Here is a 21,233-nt window from a genome sequence, read left to right as displayed (position 1 = left end):
CTAGTCCCTAATGCTTTGGCGAGCAAGACTAGTATCGCTCCGTATTTCTATGCCCATTCATTCTAGGAGCCCAAGCTAGGTTTCCACAAGGTTTTGTGTCTTGAGGAAGCAGCTAGTACTGCTTGGCGGAAATAAGCCTACGATTCTGCCGCACTAGCCCAATATTTTCCGGTCCCCTCTCCCTTCCTGGGAGAGGGCTAGGGTGAGGGGCCGAGGTGTAGCACGATGAAACGGTTAGAGTATTTGCGCCGCAGAGAACTAGTCAAGAACTAGGGGCTGTGAACAACCACAACCAGGAATCTGGTTGTGGGGGAGATACAAGCACCCTGAAAGATCCGGCGATGGACCTTGAGACTTAAAGGGCTCGGCATAGAAACAGCGATATCCCGCAGGTTCACCTATCCATGCGGGATTTTGAGGCTATGGCCCAGACTACAAACCAACAGGCTTCCATCTCTAAGTATGTCGTAGACTACCAAGACCCTTTTTTACAACTATGGCCCCATCGCTATGACTATCTCTGGGCTCCCCACCCGAACCCAGGGGAAAAACCCCAGTGGCAAACGGAATCTCGGCATCCCCTCAGCGATCGCTTGATCCAACAAGGCAGCCATCTGTACGGGGTTCGTTTCGGAGCCATGACCCATTACGTCATGTTGGACATCGACCGAGGTAGTCTCTACCATCCCGCCCAGGATTCCCTCGCTCTACCCAAGATTCAAGGTGCTTTAGAAGAATTAGGACTCCTACGGGGAATTCTCTGCACCTCCAGTTACAGCGGCGGCCTCCACCTCTATTTCCCCTTTCAAGAAGCCCAGAAAACGTGGGAAATTGCCCTGGCAGTAGCAACAGTCCTAGAAAACCAAGGCTTTAAGCAAGCCCCTGGCCACCTAGAAATTTATCCTAACCCCCGCAACTTTGCCGTCAAAGGGGAAAACACGCTGTATCGAGGGCATCGCTTACCCCTACAAGCAGGCTCATACCTACTCAACGAAGACCACATTCCCGTATCCTCCTCTCTAGATTTATTTGTCCAACGGTGGCATGCCAGTCAGGCCAAAAATAGCCTGGATCAAGCCACCCTGAAGCGCATCTTAAAAGCCTGCCGCCGCCGGGACTATCGAGTTACCCAACGGGCAGAGAAATTCCTCAATGACCTCAATGCGGAAATTGAACGGGGCTGGACAGGGGCGGGAATGACCAATCGCCTGCTGGGACGCATTACCCTACGCAGCTATATCTTTGGCCATATTCTCTACGCTGCCGAACCCTTAACGGGAGCAGCCCTAGTAGGGGATATTGTTCGTACCGCGCAAAACCTACCGGGGTTCTACGAGTGGAGCAACCACGTCCAAGAGCTAGAGAAAAAAGCCCAAGACTGGGCCAGGGCAGTGGAACGCACCGACCGCTATTTTCCCTACGGCACCCCCAAGCCATCACTAGCCTCTGAGACCAGTGATGCTGCCACCCCCCAGGAAGCTCCGTCATACCACAGCCAACTCGCCGCCGAGGCGCGAGAAAAGATCCGCCTTGCCATTGCCACCCTCCTAAACGAAGGGCATCTACCCATGAAGGTGGGGGAGCGGTTTCGATTATTGTGCCAACGATTTCACATCGGTGGCCCCACCCTATATAAGCACCGAGATCTCTGGCATCCCGATCACCTAACGGAGGCCGCTCCGCCAGAATTCCCCCCAGACCCCCCACGAATTAGTGCGCCTTCTGGGGACGGCTGCTATGAAGCAGCGCCGTCCCCAGAAGGTCACACAAGCTTATTGGATCAGAATAGCTGTAACGGCTTACCAGAAAAGGATCCCAGCTCCAGAGAAAACCAAAACCCAGGTGTCGAGTCCTGTAATGAAGCTCAGATTCCCCTCTTTGATATCGAGAGTGCGATCGCAGCCGCCAAAGACCAGCAAAAACAAGCCGCTGCCCAGCGCCAAGCCCAACTGGAGTCCCACCGCCAGCAGCAGGCAGCGGCCTCCCAGCAGGCCCATATTGCCCGTATGAGGCAATATCTAGCCTCCGGTGACCCCATCTTGATGGCGGAGGCGTTGCAGTGGCTTCAGGCCCACCCCGACCGCCTCAATGACCTCCTTTAGCCCGTTCTAGCTAAATTCTGGGCCGGATCTGATGGGTCTGCCCACCCTAGCCTTACCATGGTTCCTATGACAGATTCCTCTCCCCTGTTTTCCCAGAACAAAAACTACATTGCCCTGCTGGAAGGGCTGAAGCAGCGCATCCAATCGTCGCAACTGAAGGCTGCGATCGCAGTTAATCAGGAGATGTTGCTGCTCTATTGGCACATTGGCCAAGAGATTTTGCAGCGCCAAGCCCTGGAAGGATGGGGCAGCAAGGTGATCGATCGCCTTGCCAAAGACCTAAAACAGTCATTCCCAGATATGAAGGGGTTTGGTGCCCGCAGCCTGAAATATATGCGGGCATTTGCCGAAGCTTATCCCGATGAAGCGTTTGTGCACCAGGCTGGTGCACAAATTCCCTGGCGACATAACTGCATCATCCTAGAGAAGGTCAAAGACCCCCAGGCTCGCCGCTGGTATATTCGACAAACCATTGAAAATGGCTGGAGTCGCAATGTTCTGGTGCTGCAAATTGAGGCTGGTCTCTATCAAAATCAGGGCAGTGCCATCACCAACTTTGAGCGCACCTTACCCACCTATCAATCGGATCTGGCCCAGCAACTGATCAAAGACCCCTACAATTTTGACTTTCTGACGATTGGGAAAGATGCCCAAGAAAGGGAGCTGGAAACGGCACTGGTCACCCATATTCGTGATTTTTTACTGGAGCTAGGGGTGGGGTTTGCCTTTATGGGTAGCCGCTATCCCCTCACTGTCGATGGGCAGGACTACTCCATCGATTTGCTGTTCTACCATACCCAGCTCCGCTGTTACGTGGTCATTGATTTGAAGATGGGGGCGTTCGAGCCCGCCTTTGCCGGCACAATGAACTTCCTGGTTTCTGCGATCGATGACCTGATGCGACGCGGGGATGACCAACCCACCATTGGTTTGATTCTCTGCAAGGACAAACGTAAAACCACGGCAGAATACGCCCTGCGCAACATCAACACCCCCATCGCAGTATCCACCCACAGCTTGCCCAAGCAGCTTCAACAACAGCTCCCCTCCGTCGAGGAACTGGAAGCGCAGCTTGAAACTGCCCTGCAAACGATTGAGGTTCAGGACGTTGAAGCCCAGGATCTGCCAGATCCCGAAGTGCCGTAGACCTGGGCTCTCTAGGGGCGCTACTGTTCCAACTGCCGCCGCGCCCCCCCATCCCCACTGAATCCCCAGTGATCCGATGCCTTAGGAGGGGTATCCCCCCCCTGGCAATTGGGATCTCTTGTACTACACTATCGGCACTACTGCTATTTTCCCGTCGATGACCATCGCCCAACTCCCCGAATTACTCCATTTCCTTCACCAGGATCTCGCCGTCCCTAATTGAAAATATCTTGCCGAAGCTGAGCAATTGCCTGCTTCAGATTGATCAGGTCACGACTGCAAATAGCATAAATCTCATCGGCGTCGATATTGAAGTAGTCGTGGACCAGGATATTGCGGATGCCTTTGACACTTTCCCAGTCAACACTAGACTCCTCATTTAACAGTTCATTTCCAGCCGTTTTCTCGATGCGACGGATATTTTCGCTGATAGAGATCAGCATCATGCCAATGCCATCCAGGCGATCGAGCCCTTCGTCGTTGCGGGTAAAGTCAGTGGGGGAGCGCACACCCGAAAAGCGACGCTCGATTCTACGGATAGCTTCTTCGATTTCAAGAAACAATTCCAACAAGAGAGAGCGGTTATACATACCGAGCCTCTTTGTCGATCCGAGACTTGAGGTAGGGGTTCATGGTAGGGCGATAGCGGATCACATCAACAGATCTGCCAAAAAGTGATTCCAGTTCGGCTTTGAGGCGCACGCGCTGGAGCAGATCGGGCATCATGTAAACCACGATGTCGATGTCACTGTCAGGGGTGGCTTCCCCACGGGCAACGGAACCAAAAATCCCAATGCGAGTCACGCCATAGCGCTCTTGCAAATCGGCTTGGCGTTGTTTCAACTGATTCAAAATATCGGTTTGGATGGAAGCGTTAACGCTCATCGCTGGCTTAGGCGATCTATGCTCCTATCTTATGTGACATACTTCCGACAGCCACGCTATGCCTACGGCTGTCTTACGCCAACGCATATCGCGTCAACCCTTGATCTCCATGGGCATCAGGTAGAAGGTGGTCTCCGCATCCTTCACCTCCCCGGTAGCCACCACCTGAATCAAACTGGTGGTTGTCCCCATCTTCATCATCAGGTCACTGGAATCCAGAGCCTTGACCATCTGGAGGAAAAGGAACAGGTTGAGGCCAATGGCAAACCCTTGACACGCTTCATCAACGTGGGCCACCAAACTCTGTTGGGCCTTCACCTCACTGTCTTCCCGTTGCAGCAACAGCAGCATGCCCTCAAAGCGCAACGTCACCCTCGGTTTTTGGCCCTCCGTAATTGCAGCAAGGCTGGCCAACCTTACCTCCAACTCAGGTCGAGATGCGGAACAAGGGTGAGGTAAAAGGACGTAGCTTCACGGGAAATACATTCGTATAAATTTTCTATAAAGCCGCGTCATTTTACATAAAAATACGGAAGCTTAGGTGAGACTACAGAGTAGTGACTGGATTTAACCGGATGCTCTACCCCCTCCCTCACGACCCCAGCCAGAATCCTTTTCAATGGCTGAGCCCGATTCCCCTCACCTGCGGCCTACTACTCGGCACCCTACTCGCCCCCCTAGCTGCCAGTGCCCAGACTGGCCCCGGCGGGGGAGCCCCTCCCACTCCCTGGATTCTCCCCGATGGCACGCTGGGGCCAGAGTTATCCATTGTTAACCCCAACGGCATTATTAATGCCCAACCCGCCACCTTAATTGAGGGTGGTGCCATTCGAGGAACTAACCTTCTTCACAGTTTTACAGAGTTTAATGTTGGTGCTGGTCAGCGTGTTTATTTTGATCATGGTAATACTGTCAATTATATTATTGCCCGTGTTACGGGTGGTAATGCTTCCAACATTAATGGGGTTTTAGGAGTATCTAGCAATGGCTTTACTGGTAGTGCTGATTTATTCTTAATTAATCCCAATGGAATTGTGTTTGGACCTAATGCAGCTTTAGATTTGGGAGGTTCTTTCATTGCTAGTACTGCGGAAAGTGTGATATTTGATAACGGAGAAGTCTTCTCTAGTGCATCTCCAGATGTTCCACTTCTGACGATTAATCTTCCTGTTTCCCTCCAATTTGGGAATAGGGCTGAAAGCATCCAGGTTAATGGAGTACAAGTTGGGTTTAATATTTTTCCCAGGTTGGCTGTTGATTTTGATCGCACGCTTGCTCTAATTGGTGGTGATCTTGAGATAAGGTCTGGTGATATTAGTGCAACCCATGGCCAAATTGCTCTAGGTAGTGTTGCTCCGCAAAGCACTGTCAATTTGATTACGGTTCCTACAGGTTGGATTTTTGATTACAGCAATGTATCAGATTTTCAGGACATTCTTCTTTCTCAGAGAGGAGCAGTTGTTTCTACTGGTGGCAATATTCAGGTTCAAGCTAGAAATTTAATTATAGAAGAGCAAGCTTATTTTGATCTGAGTCCTACACCCGTTCAAGCATCTGGCAGTCTCGTGATTGAAACCTCTGAATCTGTTCAGTTACGTGACAGTGGAACAGATTTATTTTTGGAGAATGGGGGACTTGCTCAAGATGTAGGATTCATCGAAATTAGAACTGGCAACTTGCTGCTAGATCCCGGCACATCTATTCGTAGCACAACATCTGGTGATGGTCGAGTCGGAGATATCAATATATATGCTCAAAATATTGATTTATCTGACAGTCAAATTCGCTCGGAATCTCTTCCGAGTTCTACCCAAGAGGCAGGGAACATCAATTTGTTCTCACAGAACTTAAGTTTGCAATTTGGATCCAGAATTTCAGCCGCTACTGCTAGTAACGCAGCAGGGGGCAATATTGCTGTTCGCCCCCTGCAACCCGGTGTCCCTTCTGCGATTACGGTTAACAGCCTGAGTCAGATAACTACCGAGACCTTTGCGGCGGGGATTGCAGGCAATATTGTCCTGGAGGCCACCACGGTTAGGCTGGACAATCAGGGCCGGATTACTGCGGCAGAAACCACCAATAGCCAAGGGGGCAGCATTCGCCTGGAAAATGTTGGAACTTTGACCTTGGATAATGGCGGTCGCATCACCACAGAGGCAGTTAATGGTCAGGGAGGCACGATTGATATTGTCACTAGTGGCGATATTGCCCTAGGTACTAATAGCCGCATCACTTCAGAATCAACCGGGAATGGCTTAGCTGGGGGCGTTCAAGTTCGCAGTACCAATGGAGACATTAATCTCACCGATGGCGCTAGCATTACGGTCAGTACGGCAGGGACGGGGAATGCGGGCAACCTTGTTGTTGCGGCTAATCAGGTGACGGTAACTGACGGCAGTGAGATTGTTGCTTTCTCTGTTGGAGCGGATGCGGGGGATATTACGATTACGTCTAATCGGCTGTTGATGTTGGATGGGGGGCTGATTTCTGCATCATCCACGGGGGCCAATGGGGGCAATATCACGTTTAATAATCAGACTTCGATAGAACTGGGGGATATCAACAATATTCAAGATCGCCCCCTGAGTCGAGGGGGCAACCGAATTTTGGCCACTGTTGAGGGAGATGGCACCGTCACTGGTGGCGCAATTACCTTCAATAATGTGCGGCAGATTGACATGATGTGCTGCGACAATACAATCTCTGCGACTGCCGAGTTAGATGCCAATGGCGGCAACATTTTCTTCAACTTTTCACTTCAGACTAGTCCCATCCTCGGTAGGGGTAGAATTGATTCCCCTGGAAGCTTGACAGTGAATAACGATGTAATTGCAATTGCTGAGAATGGTTACGGTGGCAATATATATATTAATGATTTGGAAGATCTAACTACAGGTCGCTTATATCAAGGATTTGTCCCCGGTGACAGGATCACTCCCAGTAGTAACATTATCGGTATTATTTCTTTCTCTGGCCTTAGTCGAGTCAATGAACCTGGTATTGAAGCTATTCGTCAGGTTACTCAATTGCAAGTGAGCAACTCTCCTTACTCAGATATTTGCACTAACAGGAATAGTTATTGCTCCTTTGATGCGTTTCTTAATACATCTAGATCTGCAAGTAATGCTCAATCTGTTGGCACTATCAGCGAATTTATCAACTCTGGTTCGTCTCCCGACTTAGAAACTGAAGACGAAGAGTTAGAAAGCGAACCGGGAGAAGTCAGTGACTCTATTGAGGAATTCTCTACTGAGGTTTTGGAATGAGGTTATTTACTACTGCAAAACCCATTGGCTCCATAGCCTGTGGCATTGTAGCGACCCTCTACACAGCAATGCCTACCCTGGCTCAGCATCTCGTTCCAGATACCACTCTGCCAGGAGAAAATACCGTGGTGTTGCCCTGCACCACAGACTGTATTGTTACCGGTGGTGCTACCCGAGGGGGTATTCTTTTCCATAGCTTTAGAGAATTTCAGGTACCCTCTGGCCATACTGTTGGGTTTGACAATGATCCTGGTATTCAAAACATCATTACCCGCGTCACCTGGCTAGACCCAAGTAATGTATCAACCATTGATGGTCGGATTACTGCTAATGGTGCGGCCAATCTCTTTTTGCTAAACCCCAACGGCATTATCGTCGGGGCCGGGGCTGAGTTGAATATTGGCGGTTCCTTTATTGCCAGCACCGCCGACAGTATTACCTTTGCTAATGGCCTAGAGTTCAGTGCTAGCAATCCCCAAGCTCCGCCGTTGCTAGCGATCAACCTACCCGTCAGCCTCCGCTTTGGCGACAATCCAGGGGCTATTCAGGTGCAAGATGCTCAACTGGAAACCAGGGCCGGTAGAACCCTGGCTCTAGTGGGAGGTGGGTTGACATTGAGGGGGGCAGAGCTTAGCGCACCTCGGGGGCGGGTTGAGCTAGGTAGTGTGGGGGCTGGAGCCCAAGTTTCCCTGACGGTGGCCAATCAGCAGTGGCACTTAGACTATGGCAATACCCTCAATTTCCGTGACATTGAGCTGGCAAACTTCAGCCAGGTGGGCCTGACTGAGGCGTTGAGTGCCAACATTGCCGCCAATGGCAGCCAGGATATTCGCTTGCAAGGGAGAGCCATTACCCTCACAGAAGGCTCATTTATTGATGCCAGTACATCAGGGGCAATCCAGGGAGGGAGCATCTACTTGGGGGCATCTGAATCGGTGGAGATTAGCGGTAAAACAACTGCACCGGGGGGGCTCTTTTCCCAGGTGCGCCCTAATTCTCTGGCCCCTAGTGCCATTAATCGTGGCGGCGACATCACCGTTAGAACCCAGCGGTTGCGATTAGCTGAGGGGGCTGTGATTTCAGTCTCTACCCTGGGTACAGCGGCGGCGGGCAACATTGATATTGTGGCGGCGGATAGGTTGGATATCCTGGGAGACTCCAGCCCCAATGGAGCCTTCAATACTGGTATTGGTAGCCAGTCCCGCGAGCTTCTATACCCCTTGGTGTCGGTGGGGAACGCGGGCAGGATCCAAATTCAGACTGGACATTTATGGGTCTCGAATGGTGCTGGGATTCTGACATCTACTCGCACTGGTGGATCTGGGGGCATTATTGAAATCAATGCTTCTGAGTCCATCACCCTTGATGGTGTTTCCGCGAACTTGGTCACCAGTAGCGGCATCGGCACCCAATCTAGGGGGCCGGGGAATGCAGGCGACATCACCCTGCACACACCAATCCTTGAGTTGCGCCATGGGGCTACAATTACGGCCAATGGTGAGGATGCAGGAGCCGCTGGCAACGTCACGATCCATTCTGATGTGGTCATTCTCCGCAATGGCAGTTCCATCAGCACGGAAATTCAGGCGGCCACTGGGGGCAACCTATTTTTTAACGGACAGCGGTTAATTGTGATGCTGGATCGCAATAACCGCATCTCTGCGAGAGCCTTTGGAGCGGCTAACGGGGGCAATATTTATTTCACGTTCAATCCTTCGGGGGGGATCATTACGTCTCCCTATCCCTTGAACTACAACAACGATGTGATTGCTAATGCTGAAGCTGGCAGTGGAGGTCACATTGCATTGGTTAACTTGCTGGACTTGCTCAACTCTGGCGAACCCTACAATTTTCAATTTCTGGTGCCAGGGGAAACACCAGAGAGTGACTTCACAGCCCGCTCGATATCAGGTCAAGATGGCACTGTCAGTATTCGCCCCTTGGATGAAGCGCCAGCGGAAGAGTTGCCCGATAGCTTCATTGAGCCCTTTGCGCCCAGTAATAGCTGTGGGGAGGGTAGGACTGCGGCAGGTTCTAATGATCAAAACAGTAGCTTCAGGATTGGTGGCCCAGGGGGGTTGGCGGTGGGAGTTGAAGGGGCGTTGGCGGGCGATCAGCTCCAAGTCCCCCCAACCCCTTGGCCCACCAGTGAGAGCCCGCCCCCCCCAGAGGCTGCAATCCCAGCGGAACTTACCGTAGCTTCTGCCCCCCGGAACCCCTGTTAACAGCGCTATTCCCTTGGGGGGTAGCCTCAGCTCATGACGGAATGGGTAAAGCCAGTGTAGTGTCCACCATTCTCACACCCCTTCACCCAGGACGGGCAAAGGGGTAGAAAGGTAGATAGCGAAAACCTGTCAACCGAAGCCCAACAGGCTCGCATCGACCGGGCCATGGGCAATTTCCGCTGAAGCGCAGGCGGGTTTTGATTTTGATGCCCTCCGGCAAGGGCTAGTGGATGGGGTCATTGGGGGGGATCCTGGCTTTTTTGCCAGTGCGGTGCGCGATAGCTCCATTGCTCTGATTCGTGCCCTCCTTTTTGCCCTGCAATGGATGGTGGTCAATTTGCTGGAGGCTGCCCTACTCCTGACTGCTCTCTTTGCCCCCGTGGCCATGGGCCTTTCCCTACTGCCCTTCCAAGGCCGACCCATCCTGGCGTGGCTGACGGGGTTTATTACCCTCTTCGGGATTCAGTTTGGCTATAACCTCATCACCGGTTTGGTGGCCAATCGTATCGCCGCTAGTGATGGCGCAACCGCAGCAGATTTGGGCTTTTCCATGCTTTTGGCCATCGGGGCTCCCCTCTTTGCCACGCTGATTTCAGCGGGGGGTGGGGTGGCCATTTACCGGGGGTTGAGTGGCACGGGCAAATCTATTGCCCGCACCGTGGGGGGATTGACCGCAACCTTGGCCGGGGCCGCCCTCACCGGCGCGATCGCAAGTGGCGCGGGCGGCGCGGGCAGTGCCGCTGCCCTCACCGCCGCCAGCCAGCCCCCGGCAAACCCCAACAGTAATGACCCCACCGCCACCGGTGGATAGGACTTAGGAGGACATCATGGTAATTCGACGGGCTCCCAAGGGCTCAGGGAGCTTACTCTCCCGCCGCCGTCTTTTGGATGGCAATGACAAGAGCCTATTGGCCATTCTGCAACTGGCTATCCTGGGCCTCAGCGGCCTCAGTTTACTGTTCACGCTCTTTCTAACGCTGCGGGTTAATGCCATCGTTACCCGCAGACCCACCTTCGCCCAACTCACCAATGGCGAAACCCTCTATATCAGTGAGCGCGATCGCAACTATCGCCACCCCGAGGTAATTCGCAAAACCGTCAACGATTGGACCCTACTCACCTTTAACTGGGACGGCACCCTCCCCGGCAGCGATGAGCCCGATGAAGGCGTAGGGGTACCCGAGAGTCGCGCCAGAGTCCCCTTTTCCATGTCCGTCGCCGCCCTGATGCTGGAGCCAGACTTTGGGGCTGCCACCCTCCGGCTCTTTGCTGAAGAACTCGTCCCATCTGGGGTGTTCACCGGCGACCTCCGCCAAGTCGTCACCATCGAGTATCTCTCCGAACCCCGACAAATCGCTGAGGGCCGTTGGCAGGTGGATATGCTCGCCACCCGTCGCCTCATCGACCGCCGGGACGGTGCCAGTCAACCCTTGGCCTTCAACCGCACCTTCACCCTACAAGCGGTAGAAATTCCCCAATCCCCCCTCGGAGATCAGGCTTCCCTCGTGGAGCAACTGGTCTACGACACCCTGGGGGCCGGTTTGCAAATCACCGACATTACCCCCTACACGCCCTAAATGCCATGAGTGACTCCAAGTCAGGATCTAACCCCGATCTCAACCCCGATTTATGGGCAGAGCCCGCCCCCGCTGACACCAAGGTAGACCCCCACCAAGAACGACAGTTAGCCGGGTGGGGCGATTCTCCGCTACCCGATACCTTTCTATTCCAGTCGGGCGCTGACCCCGATGCCACCCCCTCACCCCAGGAAGCCGAGGGAGATGACGATGCCCTTGACCTAGAAGAACAACGGCCCCACACCGCCACCCATAAGCCCACCCGTAAAACCCTATTTGCCGCGATCTCCGTCTTCTCTACCGTCGGACTCATCTTTCTCCTCTGGCACAGCTTTAGCGCTCGACCACCCCAGCAGGCCGAGGCAGAACCGGAGGAGAACGTCGGGGAAGTACCCCTAATTGAGGATGATTCCCCTGTCCTCAGAAGTCAGCTTGCCTTTCAAGACCAGCAGGCCAGGATTGCCGAAGAAACCCAACCCCCAGACAGCGAATTAGTCGTTCTAGACGAAACGGAGAACCCTGAACCAGTCACCGCCACCCCACCGCCACCGCCACCCTCACCGCCGCCCGTGCGCACACCACCACCCCCTGTACGGGTATCAGCGCCACCAGCCCCGGCGACCCCAGCCCCCGCTGCCGTAGACCCCTACGAGCGCTGGGCACAGTTAGCCCAACTCGGAACCCCAGGCCAAGAAAACGCTGGAGCAACGCCCACCACCAGCGCCAACCCTGAAGCCTTCCCCACGCCAGGGAACAGCACCCCGCCACCCTTTCAAACCGTCTCCATTGGGGGCGCACAGGTGCAACCCAAGGGGCAAGCTGAAACTGAGTCTGAGAGCGAACTTGAAACTGAGGACACCCCATTTCCCCTTAGTCCTGGTGCCCAAAACCTCCTGGATTGGCAGCGCGCCCAAACACTCCAGACCCCTGGACCAATCTCTGTTCCCTTAGGCACAACGGTGGCCGCCACCGTCACCCTGCCCATGGCCTGGGATTTAGACCAAGCGGAGCAACACCCAGAACTGGGGGCAGGCCGCTTTACCCTCCAACTGAGCCAGGATTTGACCACTCCTTCCGGTCACATCGTTCTCCCCCAAGGCACCACCCTGATTGCCCAGGCCACTGCCGTCAACCCCAACAATCAACTCATTCAAGCCAGTGCCATTGCCCTGGTCTACCCCGATGCCCAGGGTCGCCCCCAGCAGCAGGTCTTACCTCCGGGCGCTTTAGTGATCCAGGGCGAAGCGGGGCAACCCCTCGTGGCCCAACGCCTCAATGATGTCGGCCCCGACCTGCTGGCCCAAGACCTGTTGGTGGGGTCCCTAAGCGCCCTAGGTCAGCTTGGGCAAGTCCTCAACCAACCCAGTGAAGCCTTCTCCAGCACTGCAACGGGAATAGGTACCAGCACCACCGTCACCCGCACCACCCGTGCCCCCAACCTACTGGGGGGTCTCCTAGAGGGCTTTGGCACTGCCGTCTCTAGTCGCATCGAGCGCCGCTCCGAAGCCAATACCCAAGCCCTGATTGAGGCCAATACCATCGCCATCCTGCCCCAAGGCACCCCCGTCACCGTCCTCGTCAACAGCTTCTTCCAAGTCACACCCTAGTACCGCAAGGCAGAAGGATGAGAGCAGAAGGCAGAAGGCAAAAGGCAAAAGGCAAAAGGGTTTCCCTATCCCCTGTTCCCTATCCCCTGTTCCCTATCCCCTGTTCCCTATCCCCTGTTCCCTATCCCCTCTCCCCTGCCCACCAGGCAACCGTCCTATTCCCTAAGGAAATTCAATTCAAAACTCAAAACTCAAAACTCAACCCCCCCTATCCCCTATCCCCTATCCCCTATCCCCTATCCCCTAAAACCTGTCCCCTATCCCCCATGTCCTATTCACCCCTCGCCCTCACCCTTGTCCCCCTCGTCCCCATAGCCCTGGTGCAACCGGCCCAGGCCAGCGCCTACCAAACCATCCCCCAGGACCAGGCCACCTCCTCTTGGCTAGACCTGGTTCTGGGACCGGGACGCTCCACTGCCCTGGACTTTAACCTGGTTCAAGAGCGCATCGTCTTTGTCAATTTGGCTGACCCCTCCCGCACCGTCTTTACCAGCAATGCCCCCATTGACTCCGGCAATGCCACCACCCTATTTCTCACCCCAATTCAACCCCTGGCTTTCCCTGGGGCTACCACCAATGTCGTCACCACCCTGCAAGTCCAAACCCTCGACCCCCAAGGTCAACTGCGGCTCTATAGCTTCAATGTGCGCCACCAAAACCGGGCCGCGCCCTACGCTGCCGTGCGCATCACCCCAGTCTCCCCATCCCGTCCCCCCACTCAGACGGCTATCCCTACGGCCCAAACCTTGGCCCAGGGGCTGGCGATCGCCATCGAGCGCGGCATTGTTACCCCCCAAGATCCCTTGGTGGCTACCCTTGAAGCCCTGATCCACCAGGAGTTGTCCGGCTCTGACCTCAGGGCTGCGGCCCAAGCCCAGGGCGTGCCTTGGGATGTCCTGGTCGCCTTAGCCACCCTGACCCCAGTTCCCTAATCCGCGATGCCAACCCCACCCCAAACAGAACCATGACTCACCTAAGCCAACAACAACCCTCCCGCCAGCCCCGTATGGACCTTTTCCAGGCGGTGGAGAAGTACCTTTCCCTGGCCTACACCATCGGCGATCGGGAACGCATTTTGCTCATTGCCCTGAAGTTGGCCTGCATCAGCCTGGGCCGCAATATCGGCAGCACACCCGCCTGTTGGTTCAAGGACTTTATTGACGAGGCTGAAAAAGTTCACAAGAAGCGAGTCCTGACCCTTGCCGACCCCAAACCCAATCGAATATAGTTCATTTGTTCTAGTTTAACCCTCACCTTAGGAGGCTGACAATGGTGATCCAACGCCTCGATGATCTATCCCCCGTGGACCCTGATGTCTACCCTGAATTTGCCCTCGCCCTTCTCAATAACCAGGTGCGCGGCCACAAGCATGGCGTGCAGTGGGCCTCCACTGGGCTCCACTTTCGTGTTGAGAATCGGGTCTATAACCTCGCCCAGGCAGACTATTGGGAGCTACAACCCCCTAAGCTCAGTCGTGACAATCGCCGGGATGTGGTGCTCGCCGTTCACATTCATTTCCGGTTCCCCGTCCCTGGGGCTAAGCGCTATTTCGTGGACCCGGATGACCTAGACGGGCAACTCCGGCCCCTTAATACTGCGGCGCAGTTGCAGCGGGTCCTTCCCAGCCAAGTGGTCTGGGTGCTCTCTTTTGTCGCTAATCCCCATGGCCCGAAGGAGGAGTATCAACGGGTGCAGGCTCTGCGCAAGATGCTGGTGGAGTACAACAAGGCCCTATCCACCCCACCCCCGGAGGAGGAGGACGAGGTGGGGTAATTGTGTCAAGACAGCTGATCCAGGTGCTGGAAGTGGTCTAAGGCCAAGCTACGAATCAGGGTATGTTGCCGCAGAGTATATTGACCGGCGGCGATCGCTTCCTCCACCACAAAGCGATCGCGCAGGGCATCCAACGCTGCTGTGGCCGTCTCACCATCACAGTCCCAGTAGTCCAAATGGCTCAGCCACCAATCTTCCGGCACAGCACAGCGATAAACAGCAGCTTCGCACAGCAACACATAGGCAAATTTTGCCTCCTGGCGCAGGCGCAGGAAGGTCTGTTCTAATCGCGCCCGCACATTCCGGCGCAGGGTGCGGGTAAAGCGATCCAGCCGCCACTTGTCCTCAGCCCCAACCGCCTGCCCTGCCGCTGCCTCAGCGATCGCCTGCTCCACTTGCTCAATTTCCTGACCATAGCGCTGCCAATAGGCGACCACATTGCCATAAAACGGACGACTGCCCATCTCCCCAGCCATCACCCGCAAGGCCAGGGGATGGCCCTCATAGGCTTGCCCCAATCGCACCAAGTAACCGTGGGCCTCCGTATCGGGACTCACCGCCAAACCTGTCTTAGCAAACAGCGCCAACTGCTCAGGGGCGGACAATCCGGGCAACAGGTGGGTGGCCCAAAAGTTGCGGTACCGGGTGCCATAGGTCAGCAGTTGGGTGGGCAACGTCTGGGTGGTCACCACCACACAACTCTGGCAGGACTCTGCCGCCAGCAGTCGTTGAAAAAATTGCAGAAACACCGGGTCTTGAAACTCACTGCCCTCCGCTGCCTCACTCCCCCACAGGATTTCCTCTAGGGAATCAATCAGCACCAGTCGCCGAGTCCCCTGCAAAGCCTCGCTCAGGCGGTTCAATAACTGGGGGACATCGGCGCGATCGCAAGGGGTTACCCCCTGCCCCAGCTTTTCTAGCCAACGGGCGGCCACACTGGCAAAGTCGGCCCCCTGATCCTGAGCATCAAAATTCTCCCGTAGGGGTGGCCCCCAATCAGCCAAGGCCATCAACAACCGCTCCGCCAAGGCCGTTTTTCCCACCCCAGCAATGCCCGTAATAAACAGAAGGCGACACCCAGCAGACACCTGCTGTTGCAGGATTTCCACCCAAGTTTCCCGCCCCACCCAGCCCTCGTCATAGGCATAGAAAGCAGGCGGGGCTTCAGTTTCAGAAACCGCAGCATCCCTCCCCTGGGCCTGAATCAAGGTTCTGGCATCTAGCCCTAGGGCGTCAGAAATCTCCTCAAATTTTGCGATCGAAACCCTCACCCCTCGGCAAAAGTTACTCACCGTTGACAGCGCAATCTCTAGGTGAGCCGCCAAATCCCCTTGCGTCAGAAAGCCATTGCGCTGGAGGGCTAACGCAACCGTTTGTCTATGGACAGGGTGAACCGCAACAGAACGAGGCATGGGGGGTGGGGGAAGGCAGAAGGATGTAGGGCTTTGCCCGTGCGGAGTAGGCAGAAACTCAGATACGAACTCAGCAATGAACTCAGGTGCAACTCAGGGTTGAGCACAGATACCCGATTGCGACGATGACCTCGTGAACTTCAAAGGATATCAGGACTCTTCCTGAGCCGGATGTCCGACATCGTAATCGGGAACCACCATGCAGCTTTATCCAGAACAACTCGCGACTGCTTGGCACCTAGTGCAGCGCGGCAGTCCTGCCGCTGGGGTTGATGGCATCACCGTGGATTTGTTTAAGGGCATTGCCCAAGAACAAATTCGGCTGCTGCATCAGCAGATGCGGCAGGAGCGGTATGTCGCTAGCCCCGCCAAGGGCTTTTATCTACCGAAAAAGACCGGGGGCGATCGCCTCATTGGCATCCCCACGGTAAAGGATCGCATTGTGCAGCGGTATCTGCTGCAAGGGATCTATCCCCACCTAGAAAACACGTTCAGTGAGGCAACCTTTGCCTATCGTCCCGGCCTCTCGATTTATACCGCTGTGGCGCAGGTGATGACACGCTATCGTCACCAACCCGCTTGGGTGATTAAGGCGGACATTCAGCAGTTTTTTGACCGCCTATCGTGGCCGCTGTTGCTCCATCAATTAGATCAATTGCCATTGCCGCCCGTTTGGATGCGGTGGATTGAGCAACAGCTCAAAGCAGGCATTGTCATTCGCGGCCACTTCCAGCGCCCTAATCAAGGGGTGCTCCAGGGCAGCATTTTGTCCGGTGCCCTGGCCAATCTGTATCTGAACGATTTTGACCGCCGCTGTCTCGCCGCTGACATTGACCTGGTGCGCTATGGCGATGATTGCGTGGCGGTGTGCCAGAGCTATTTGGAAGCAACCCGGTCCCTAGCGCTGATGCAGGACTGGATCGAGGATCTATACCTCAGCCTGCACCCCGAAAAGACGCAGATTATTCCGCCGGGGGAGGCGTTTGTCTTTCTAGGCCATCGGTTTCACAACGGCGAGGTGGAAGGGCCAGAAAGGCAGAAGGCAGAAGGCCCTGAGCGGAGTCGAAGGGCAAGCAAGCCTGGGGCGAGGTGGGGGCCGCCCATGGTGTGCAGCATCGTGAAACCCCCGAAACGCATTCTCGCTACATCCACTGACGAATATTGGAGGGACGGTATGACGACGTTATACGTGACGGATCAAGGGGCCTATCTGCGGGTTCAACATCAGCAGTTTCAGGTTTTTCATCAGCAGGAATTGCGGTGTTCTGTCCCCGCTAGCCGCATCAGCCATGTGGTGCTATTTGGCTGTTGCAATGTCTCCCATGGGGCGGTGAGGCTGGCCCTACAGCGGCGCATCCCGTTGCTGTATTTATCCAACAAGGGGCGCTATTTTGGCCGATTGCAGACGACGGGTCAAGCCAAGCTCGATTACTTGACCCAGCAGGTATACAAAGCTCAAGACCCTGAGTTTATTCGCACCCAGGCGGCCAGCATTATTGTGGGCAAGTTGCACAACTCCCGCATTTTGTTGCAACGGCTGAACCGACGGCGCAAAACGGAACTGGCCACCCAAGCCATCGACACCCTAGCGGAGTTGATGCAGACGGTGCCCAGCGTTGAGTCGGTGGAGGCGATGTTGGGCTATGAGGGCACCGGAGCCAGTGCCTATTTTCAAGCCTATGCCTCTCTGTTGAAGGGGGAATTTGAGTTTGAAAAGCGCACCCGTCGCCCCCCGACGGATCCGATCAATAGCCTGCTGAGTCTGGGCTACACGCTGCTGTCGCAAAATGTCCACGCCATGGTCGAAGGGGTGGGGTTACACACCCACTTTGGCAATCTCCACGTGCCACGGGAAAACCGCCCGTCCCTAGTCTGTGACCTGGTAGAGGAGTTTCGGGCCGTGGTCGTCGATTCCCTCGTGGCCTACCTGATCAACTCCAACATTTTCAAGGCCGATGACTTTACCCCCCCGGACGAACGGGGCGGGGTATACCTCTATCCCGATGCTATGAAGCGATTTCTCAAGCACTGGGAGGAGAAGTTGCAGCACACCGTCACCCATCCCCATACAGGTTACAAGGTCAGCTACCGCCGCTGTTTTGAGCTTCAGGTTTGGGAATATGTGGCCTGCCTAACGGGGGAACAGTCGGTGTATAGGCCAATGAGGATGGAGAAATAATGTTCTACCTCATCACCTACGACATCACCCTCGATCGCCGTCGCAACAAGGTCGCCCACCTACTCGAAGGCTATGGCATGAGGGTGCAGAAGTCGGTCTTTGAATGCGTGCTGAGTCCTGATCAGCGAGACATGTTGCACCGCAGGCTGAACCGATACATCAATCCCGACGAAGACCAAGTGCGGTTTTATCCCCTATCCCCTCGCTACCGCAAAAAGGTGCTCGTTTTGGGCCTACAACCCCAACGAGAAGTGGACGACGTTGCCTTTATTGTTTGACCGGAGACTTCACCATGCAAAGTTCTACCCAAAGCTTCCGAGACTTGGCTGTCTATCAGTTGGCGCGGCGTTGCTCAATTGACGTATACGCCCTAGCCCTAGACTTTCCCACCCATCGCGATGACGATGTGCCCCGCCGCCTTTTAGCCACCGCCCATAGCGTCCGCGCCCACATTGCCGCCGCCTGGGGCACGCGGCGACAGCGGGCTGCCTTGATCGAGCAACTCAGTACCGCCCAACTGCAAGCGGCGGAAATGCAGACCTGGATTGAGGCGGCAGTTGCCACCGGATACCTCAGCCCAGAGGCCGCCCAAGATCTCCATGACCGCTATCGCCACCTCTACACCGTCCTTGATCACCTAATGGAAAGCGCCCTAGCTGAGAAAACGCAACCCATTGCAGACACCCCAGACGACTTGCCCGCCACAGCCTAAGGGGAACAGCGATCTCCCCATGCCCTGACAGGGCGAGCACCGCTCGCCTCTACCAATGTCCCCCGATCCCTGGCAAGGCGAGCACCGCTCGCCCCTACCAATGTCCCCAATACCCCAACACCCCAACACCCCAACACCCCAATACCCCAACACCCCACTCCCCATCTCCCCACCCCCCATCTCCCCCACTCCCCCCATGCAAGACTTCATCCACAGCTACCAAGAACTCCAGGTTTATCAATTGGCCTTCGAGTGCTCAGCTCAGATCTTTGAGGTATCTCGTCGATTTCCTTCCGAGGAGCAAGCGCTCCTGACTCGGCAATCCTTGACGGCATCGCGATCGGTCTGTGCCAGCATCGCCGAAGCCTGGGGCAAGCGCCGCTATCGCAAGGCATTTGTGGCCAAGCTTAGCGATGCCCAAGCAGAGGCGGCGGAAATGCAGACCTGGGTCCAAGTCGCCATTCGATGTGGGTACCTGGATCCCGAACGGGGCCAAGAATTGTTTGGCCATTACCGAACCATTTTTGCCGCCCTAGAACGATTAGCCGACAACGCCACTGTTTGGATTAAGCCTCTGGAGTAACCCCATGCTAAAACCGCTCCTAACCTGGCTCAGCCAAGGCTTTTGGGCATTACAAGCATCCCTTCAATGCCTGATCCGTAGCCTCTCAGGGCAAGATCGCCGTGACAAGCGTCGCCTGATGAAGCATCTCTCGACCTTGCAGGCTGAGCAAAACCTGATGCAACAAAAAGCGACAGAAAACCAACGTCTGACCCATCTGGAAATACGGGGGCTAACCACCCTGAAAAAACAGGCGGAGGATGAACGGGACGACCTCCAACTCCAGGTGTGGGAACTAGAGCAGCAAGTCCAGGAGTTGTTGGGATACATCACCCAAACCCATACTGACCAGCAACAGCCCCAGACTACGACCCTCCTACCCCCAACTGAGGCTATTCCCACAGCCCCACTCCCCGATTTATCGATGCTGGTGTTGGGCCTAGTGGGGGGCCACCCCGCCACCCGACGCGGTGTGATTGAAGCCCTCACCACCCATTACGGCCTCAAGCACTGGGTCACCATTCCCCCTTTACATGAGGCCAGCATCCGCAAGCACAAACTCAAGAAAAAACTTAGCCGCTGCGACCTGATCGTGATCATTGCAGACTATATGAGCCACCCACTCACCCATGCCATCTATGGCTTACAAGCCTCCGGATCTCTCAAGGGAGAAGTCGTTTTGCTGAACTGCCACGGCAAAAGCGGTGTCCTGCGCGACATCCTCTACCATGTGAATCGCCAAAATATGGAGAAATAATTCGTTTTTGTCACCCAGAACCAATTCTGGGGTTATTCTCTACCAAGAGCTAGCGCTTTCGCTAGGGTCTACCGATCCTTGAAAACCGCATTATCTCGTCAACCCTAGCGAATCGCTTACCCTGCAACGCTTTCAGCCGTTTTCCACAGGGGTTTATTGACAGCAATTCGCAATTATTTTGACTTCCGTTGAACCCTAGCGAAAACGGCTTCTGAAACCCTTGCTCCGTAAGGCTTCCAGAAGCCGGGGGTTCAAAATCCATTACCCCGCAAGGGGACGGAAACGCTTGGGATCGGGCTTGGGCTTGGAGTCGGACTTGGTTCAAAATCCATTACCCCGCAAGGGGACGGAAACAGAGCCAGGTCGGTGTAAAATAGCACTCCCTCCTGTTCAAAATCCATTACCCCGCAAGGGGACGGAAACTGCACAAGCTGTTCTAGCTCTGCCTGAGCCACGTAAGCCGTTCAAAATCCATTACCCCGCAAGGGGACGGAAACGGGTCGTGGTATCTCATTGGATCCATCATCTGGTCAGGTTCAAAATCCATTACCCCGCAAGGGGACGGAAACCTCCAGATGTTTTTAGAAACGCATCAAATTTTTCAGTTCAAAATCCATTACCCCGCAAGGGGACGGAAACGACACCTCCCGACGACTTTACCAGCCAGGATAGCATCGTTCAAAATCCATTACCCCGCAAGGGGACGGAAACGCCAGAAATGCCTTGTCTAGCATAATTGCCTTCCAACGTTCAAAATCCATTACCCCGCAAGGGGACGGAAACTCAATGTGCGTTCGCACATCAATGCAGGTTTGCATCTGGTTCAAAATCCATTACCCCGCAAGGGGACGGAAACGATCGATATCCGCTTGGGTGAAGGTGTCTGTCCCTGTTCAAAATCCATTACCCCGCAAGGGGACGGAAACGCATGGCGATGGTCGTAAAGCTGGATGCTGTGATCCAGAACGTTCAAAATCCATTACCCCGCAAGGGGACGGAAACGCGGCAGCGAGCAGCGGCGAGGGGAATA

19 protein-coding genes are annotated in these 21,233 nt (G+C 55.0%); 15 read left to right on the top strand and 4 right to left on the bottom strand.

The genetic code is table 11. From position 1 onward, the window contains the following. Positions 1–422 precede the first annotated feature (422 nt). Together LEP6406_RS0224755 and LEP6406_RS0224750 are read left to right on the top strand one after the other, a co-directional pair. Complete coding sequence (locus LEP6406_RS0224755) at positions 423–2,102, top strand: hypothetical protein (protein WP_051463993.1); 1,680 nt, start codon at positions 423–425, stop codon at positions 2,100–2,102. A 57-nt stretch (positions 2,103–2,159) separates the two neighbouring features. Continuing rightward, positions 2,160–3,248 (top strand): PDDEXK nuclease domain-containing protein, encoded by a 1,089-nt coding sequence (locus tag LEP6406_RS0224750; RefSeq protein ID WP_008319438.1) that lies wholly within the window; start codon positions 2,160–2,162, stop codon positions 3,246–3,248. A gap of 215 nt (positions 3,249–3,463) precedes the next feature. Here LEP6406_RS0224750 and LEP6406_RS0224745 read toward each other — a convergent pair whose 3' ends face one another. The 3 genes from LEP6406_RS0224745 to LEP6406_RS0224735 all read right to left on the bottom strand — a co-directional run bounded on the left by LEP6406_RS0224745 (position 3,464) and on the right by LEP6406_RS0224735 (position 4,547). Then, positions 3,464–3,838, bottom strand: a complete 375-nt coding sequence (locus LEP6406_RS0224745) for a HepT-like ribonuclease domain-containing protein (protein WP_008319436.1) — start codon at positions 3,836–3,838, stop codon at positions 3,464–3,466. Continuing rightward, positions 3,831–4,133 (bottom strand): nucleotidyltransferase family protein, encoded by a 303-nt coding sequence (locus tag LEP6406_RS0224740; protein WP_008319434.1) that lies wholly within the window; start codon positions 4,131–4,133, stop codon positions 3,831–3,833. The genes LEP6406_RS0224745 and LEP6406_RS0224740 overlap by 8 nt, the downstream gene beginning before the upstream one ends. Positions 4,134–4,226: 93 nt before the next feature. Then, the gene (locus tag LEP6406_RS0224735; RefSeq protein ID WP_008319432.1) at positions 4,227–4,547 is read right to left on the bottom strand and encodes a hypothetical protein; all 321 of its coding nucleotides are present in this window, start codon (positions 4,545–4,547) and stop codon (positions 4,227–4,229) included. 161 nt (positions 4,548–4,708) lie between these two features. Between LEP6406_RS0224735 and LEP6406_RS0224730 the strand changes: the two genes are divergently transcribed. The 8 genes from LEP6406_RS0224730 to LEP6406_RS0224695 all read left to right on the top strand — a co-directional run bounded on the left by LEP6406_RS0224730 (position 4,709) and on the right by LEP6406_RS0224695 (position 14,581). Further along, the gene (locus LEP6406_RS0224730; RefSeq protein ID WP_027269421.1) at positions 4,709–7,399 is read left to right on the top strand and encodes a two-partner secretion domain-containing protein; all 2,691 of its coding nucleotides are present in this window, start codon (positions 4,709–4,711) and stop codon (positions 7,397–7,399) included. Then, entirely contained in the window at positions 7,396–9,624 is a 2,229-nt protein-coding gene (locus tag LEP6406_RS0224725; protein ID WP_008312873.1) for a two-partner secretion domain-containing protein, read from the top strand. Before LEP6406_RS0224730 ends, LEP6406_RS0224725 begins: the two co-directional genes overlap by 4 nt. 226 nt (positions 9,625–9,850) lie before the next feature. Further along, complete coding sequence (locus tag LEP6406_RS29650) at positions 9,851–10,435, top strand: hypothetical protein (protein WP_008312871.1); 585 nt, start codon at positions 9,851–9,853, stop codon at positions 10,433–10,435. 16 nt (positions 10,436–10,451) lie between these two features. Continuing rightward, entirely contained in the window at positions 10,452–11,201 is a 750-nt protein-coding gene (locus LEP6406_RS0224715; protein ID WP_008312869.1) for a hypothetical protein, read from the top strand. Positions 11,202–11,206: 5 nt separating this feature from the next. Next, entirely contained in the window at positions 11,207–12,808 is a 1,602-nt protein-coding gene (locus tag LEP6406_RS0224710) for a hypothetical protein (protein ID WP_008312865.1), read from the top strand. A gap of 266 nt (positions 12,809–13,074) precedes the next feature. Then, positions 13,075–13,740, top strand: coding sequence for a hypothetical protein (locus tag LEP6406_RS30710; RefSeq protein ID WP_155834871.1), 666 nt, complete (start codon positions 13,075–13,077; stop codon positions 13,738–13,740). A gap of 32 nt (positions 13,741–13,772) precedes the next feature. Beyond that, complete coding sequence (locus tag LEP6406_RS0224700; RefSeq protein WP_008312862.1) at positions 13,773–14,036, top strand: hypothetical protein; 264 nt, start codon at positions 13,773–13,775, stop codon at positions 14,034–14,036. A gap of 41 nt (positions 14,037–14,077) precedes the next feature. Next, the gene (locus tag LEP6406_RS0224695) at positions 14,078–14,581 is read left to right on the top strand and encodes a hypothetical protein (RefSeq protein ID WP_008312860.1); all 504 of its coding nucleotides are present in this window, start codon (positions 14,078–14,080) and stop codon (positions 14,579–14,581) included. 5 nt (positions 14,582–14,586) lie between these two features. On the opposite strand, the gene LEP6406_RS29640 is transcribed toward LEP6406_RS0224695, so the two are convergent. Then, the gene (locus LEP6406_RS29640) at positions 14,587–15,993 is read right to left on the bottom strand and encodes an AAA family ATPase (RefSeq protein ID WP_008312857.1); all 1,407 of its coding nucleotides are present in this window, start codon (positions 15,991–15,993) and stop codon (positions 14,587–14,589) included. 199 nt (positions 15,994–16,192) lie between these two features. Between LEP6406_RS29640 and cas1 the strand changes: the two genes are divergently transcribed. The 5 genes from cas1 to LEP6406_RS0224665 all read left to right on the top strand — a co-directional run bounded on the left by cas1 (position 16,193) and on the right by LEP6406_RS0224665 (position 20,203). After that, entirely contained in the window at positions 16,193–18,172 is a 1,980-nt protein-coding gene (cas1, locus tag LEP6406_RS0224685) for a CRISPR-associated endonuclease Cas1 (protein WP_008312855.1), read from the top strand. Next, a complete protein-coding gene (gene cas2 / locus LEP6406_RS0224680; RefSeq protein ID WP_008312853.1) occupies positions 18,172–18,450 on the top strand; it encodes a CRISPR-associated endonuclease Cas2 in 279 nt (92 codons plus the stop codon). Before cas1 ends, cas2 begins: the two co-directional genes overlap by 1 nt. Before the next feature lie 14 nt (positions 18,451–18,464). Then, complete coding sequence (locus LEP6406_RS29635; RefSeq protein WP_008312851.1) at positions 18,465–18,884, top strand: four helix bundle protein; 420 nt, start codon at positions 18,465–18,467, stop codon at positions 18,882–18,884. Positions 18,885–18,984: 100 nt separating this feature from the next. Next, positions 18,985–19,467 carry a four helix bundle protein gene (locus tag LEP6406_RS0224670; protein WP_225886719.1) on the top strand — a complete coding sequence of 161 codons (483 nt, stop codon included), beginning with the start codon at positions 18,985–18,987 and terminating at the stop codon, positions 19,465–19,467. Positions 19,468–19,471: 4 nt separating this feature from the next. Further along, positions 19,472–20,203 (top strand): hypothetical protein, encoded by a 732-nt coding sequence (locus tag LEP6406_RS0224665; protein WP_008312846.1) that lies wholly within the window; start codon positions 19,472–19,474, stop codon positions 20,201–20,203. The last annotated feature ends 1,030 nt before the right edge of the window (positions 20,204–21,233 follow it).

This window comes from Leptolyngbya sp. PCC 6406, assembly GCF_000332095.2.
In the GTDB taxonomy this organism is placed as follows: domain Bacteria; phylum Cyanobacteriota; class Cyanobacteriia; order Phormidesmidales; family Phormidesmidaceae; genus PCC-6406.
This window is presented reverse-complemented; position numbering and strand designations above follow the sequence as displayed.

Excerpts from the sequence above, each read along its gene's own strand:
- LEP6406_RS0224755 (WP_051463993.1), top strand. The coding sequence starts at position 423 with ATGGCCCAGACTACAAACCAACAGGCTTCCATCTCTAAGTATGTCGTA.
- LEP6406_RS0224750 (WP_008319438.1), top strand. The coding sequence starts at position 2,160 with ATGGTTCCTATGACAGATTCCTCTCCCCTGTTTTCCCAGAACAAAAAC.
- LEP6406_RS0224745 (WP_008319436.1), bottom strand. The coding sequence starts at position 3,838 with ATGTATAACCGCTCTCTCTTGTTGGAATTGTTTCTTGAAATCGAAGAA.
- LEP6406_RS0224740 (WP_008319434.1), bottom strand. The coding sequence starts at position 4,133 with ATGAGCGTTAACGCTTCCATCCAAACCGATATTTTGAATCAGTTGAAA.
- LEP6406_RS0224730 (WP_027269421.1), top strand. The coding sequence starts at position 4,709 with ATGCTCTACCCCCTCCCTCACGACCCCAGCCAGAATCCTTTTCAATGG.
- LEP6406_RS0224725 (WP_008312873.1), top strand. The coding sequence starts at position 7,396 with ATGAGGTTATTTACTACTGCAAAACCCATTGGCTCCATAGCCTGTGGC.
- LEP6406_RS0224715 (WP_008312869.1), top strand. The coding sequence starts at position 10,452 with ATGGTAATTCGACGGGCTCCCAAGGGCTCAGGGAGCTTACTCTCCCGC.
- LEP6406_RS0224710 (WP_008312865.1), top strand. The coding sequence starts at position 11,207 with ATGAGTGACTCCAAGTCAGGATCTAACCCCGATCTCAACCCCGATTTA.
- LEP6406_RS30710 (WP_155834871.1), top strand. The coding sequence starts at position 13,075 with ATGTCCTATTCACCCCTCGCCCTCACCCTTGTCCCCCTCGTCCCCATA.
- LEP6406_RS0224700 (WP_008312862.1), top strand. The coding sequence starts at position 13,773 with ATGACTCACCTAAGCCAACAACAACCCTCCCGCCAGCCCCGTATGGAC.
- LEP6406_RS0224695 (WP_008312860.1), top strand. The coding sequence starts at position 14,078 with ATGGTGATCCAACGCCTCGATGATCTATCCCCCGTGGACCCTGATGTC.
- LEP6406_RS29640 (WP_008312857.1), bottom strand. The coding sequence starts at position 15,993 with ATGCCTCGTTCTGTTGCGGTTCACCCTGTCCATAGACAAACGGTTGCG.
- cas1 (WP_008312855.1), top strand. The coding sequence starts at position 16,193 with ATGCAGCTTTATCCAGAACAACTCGCGACTGCTTGGCACCTAGTGCAG.
- cas2 (WP_008312853.1), top strand. The coding sequence starts at position 18,172 with ATGTTCTACCTCATCACCTACGACATCACCCTCGATCGCCGTCGCAAC.
- LEP6406_RS29635 (WP_008312851.1), top strand. The coding sequence starts at position 18,465 with ATGCAAAGTTCTACCCAAAGCTTCCGAGACTTGGCTGTCTATCAGTTG.
- LEP6406_RS0224670 (WP_225886719.1), top strand. The coding sequence starts at position 18,985 with ATGTCCCCAATACCCCAACACCCCAACACCCCAACACCCCAATACCCC.
- LEP6406_RS0224665 (WP_008312846.1), top strand. The coding sequence starts at position 19,472 with ATGCTAAAACCGCTCCTAACCTGGCTCAGCCAAGGCTTTTGGGCATTA.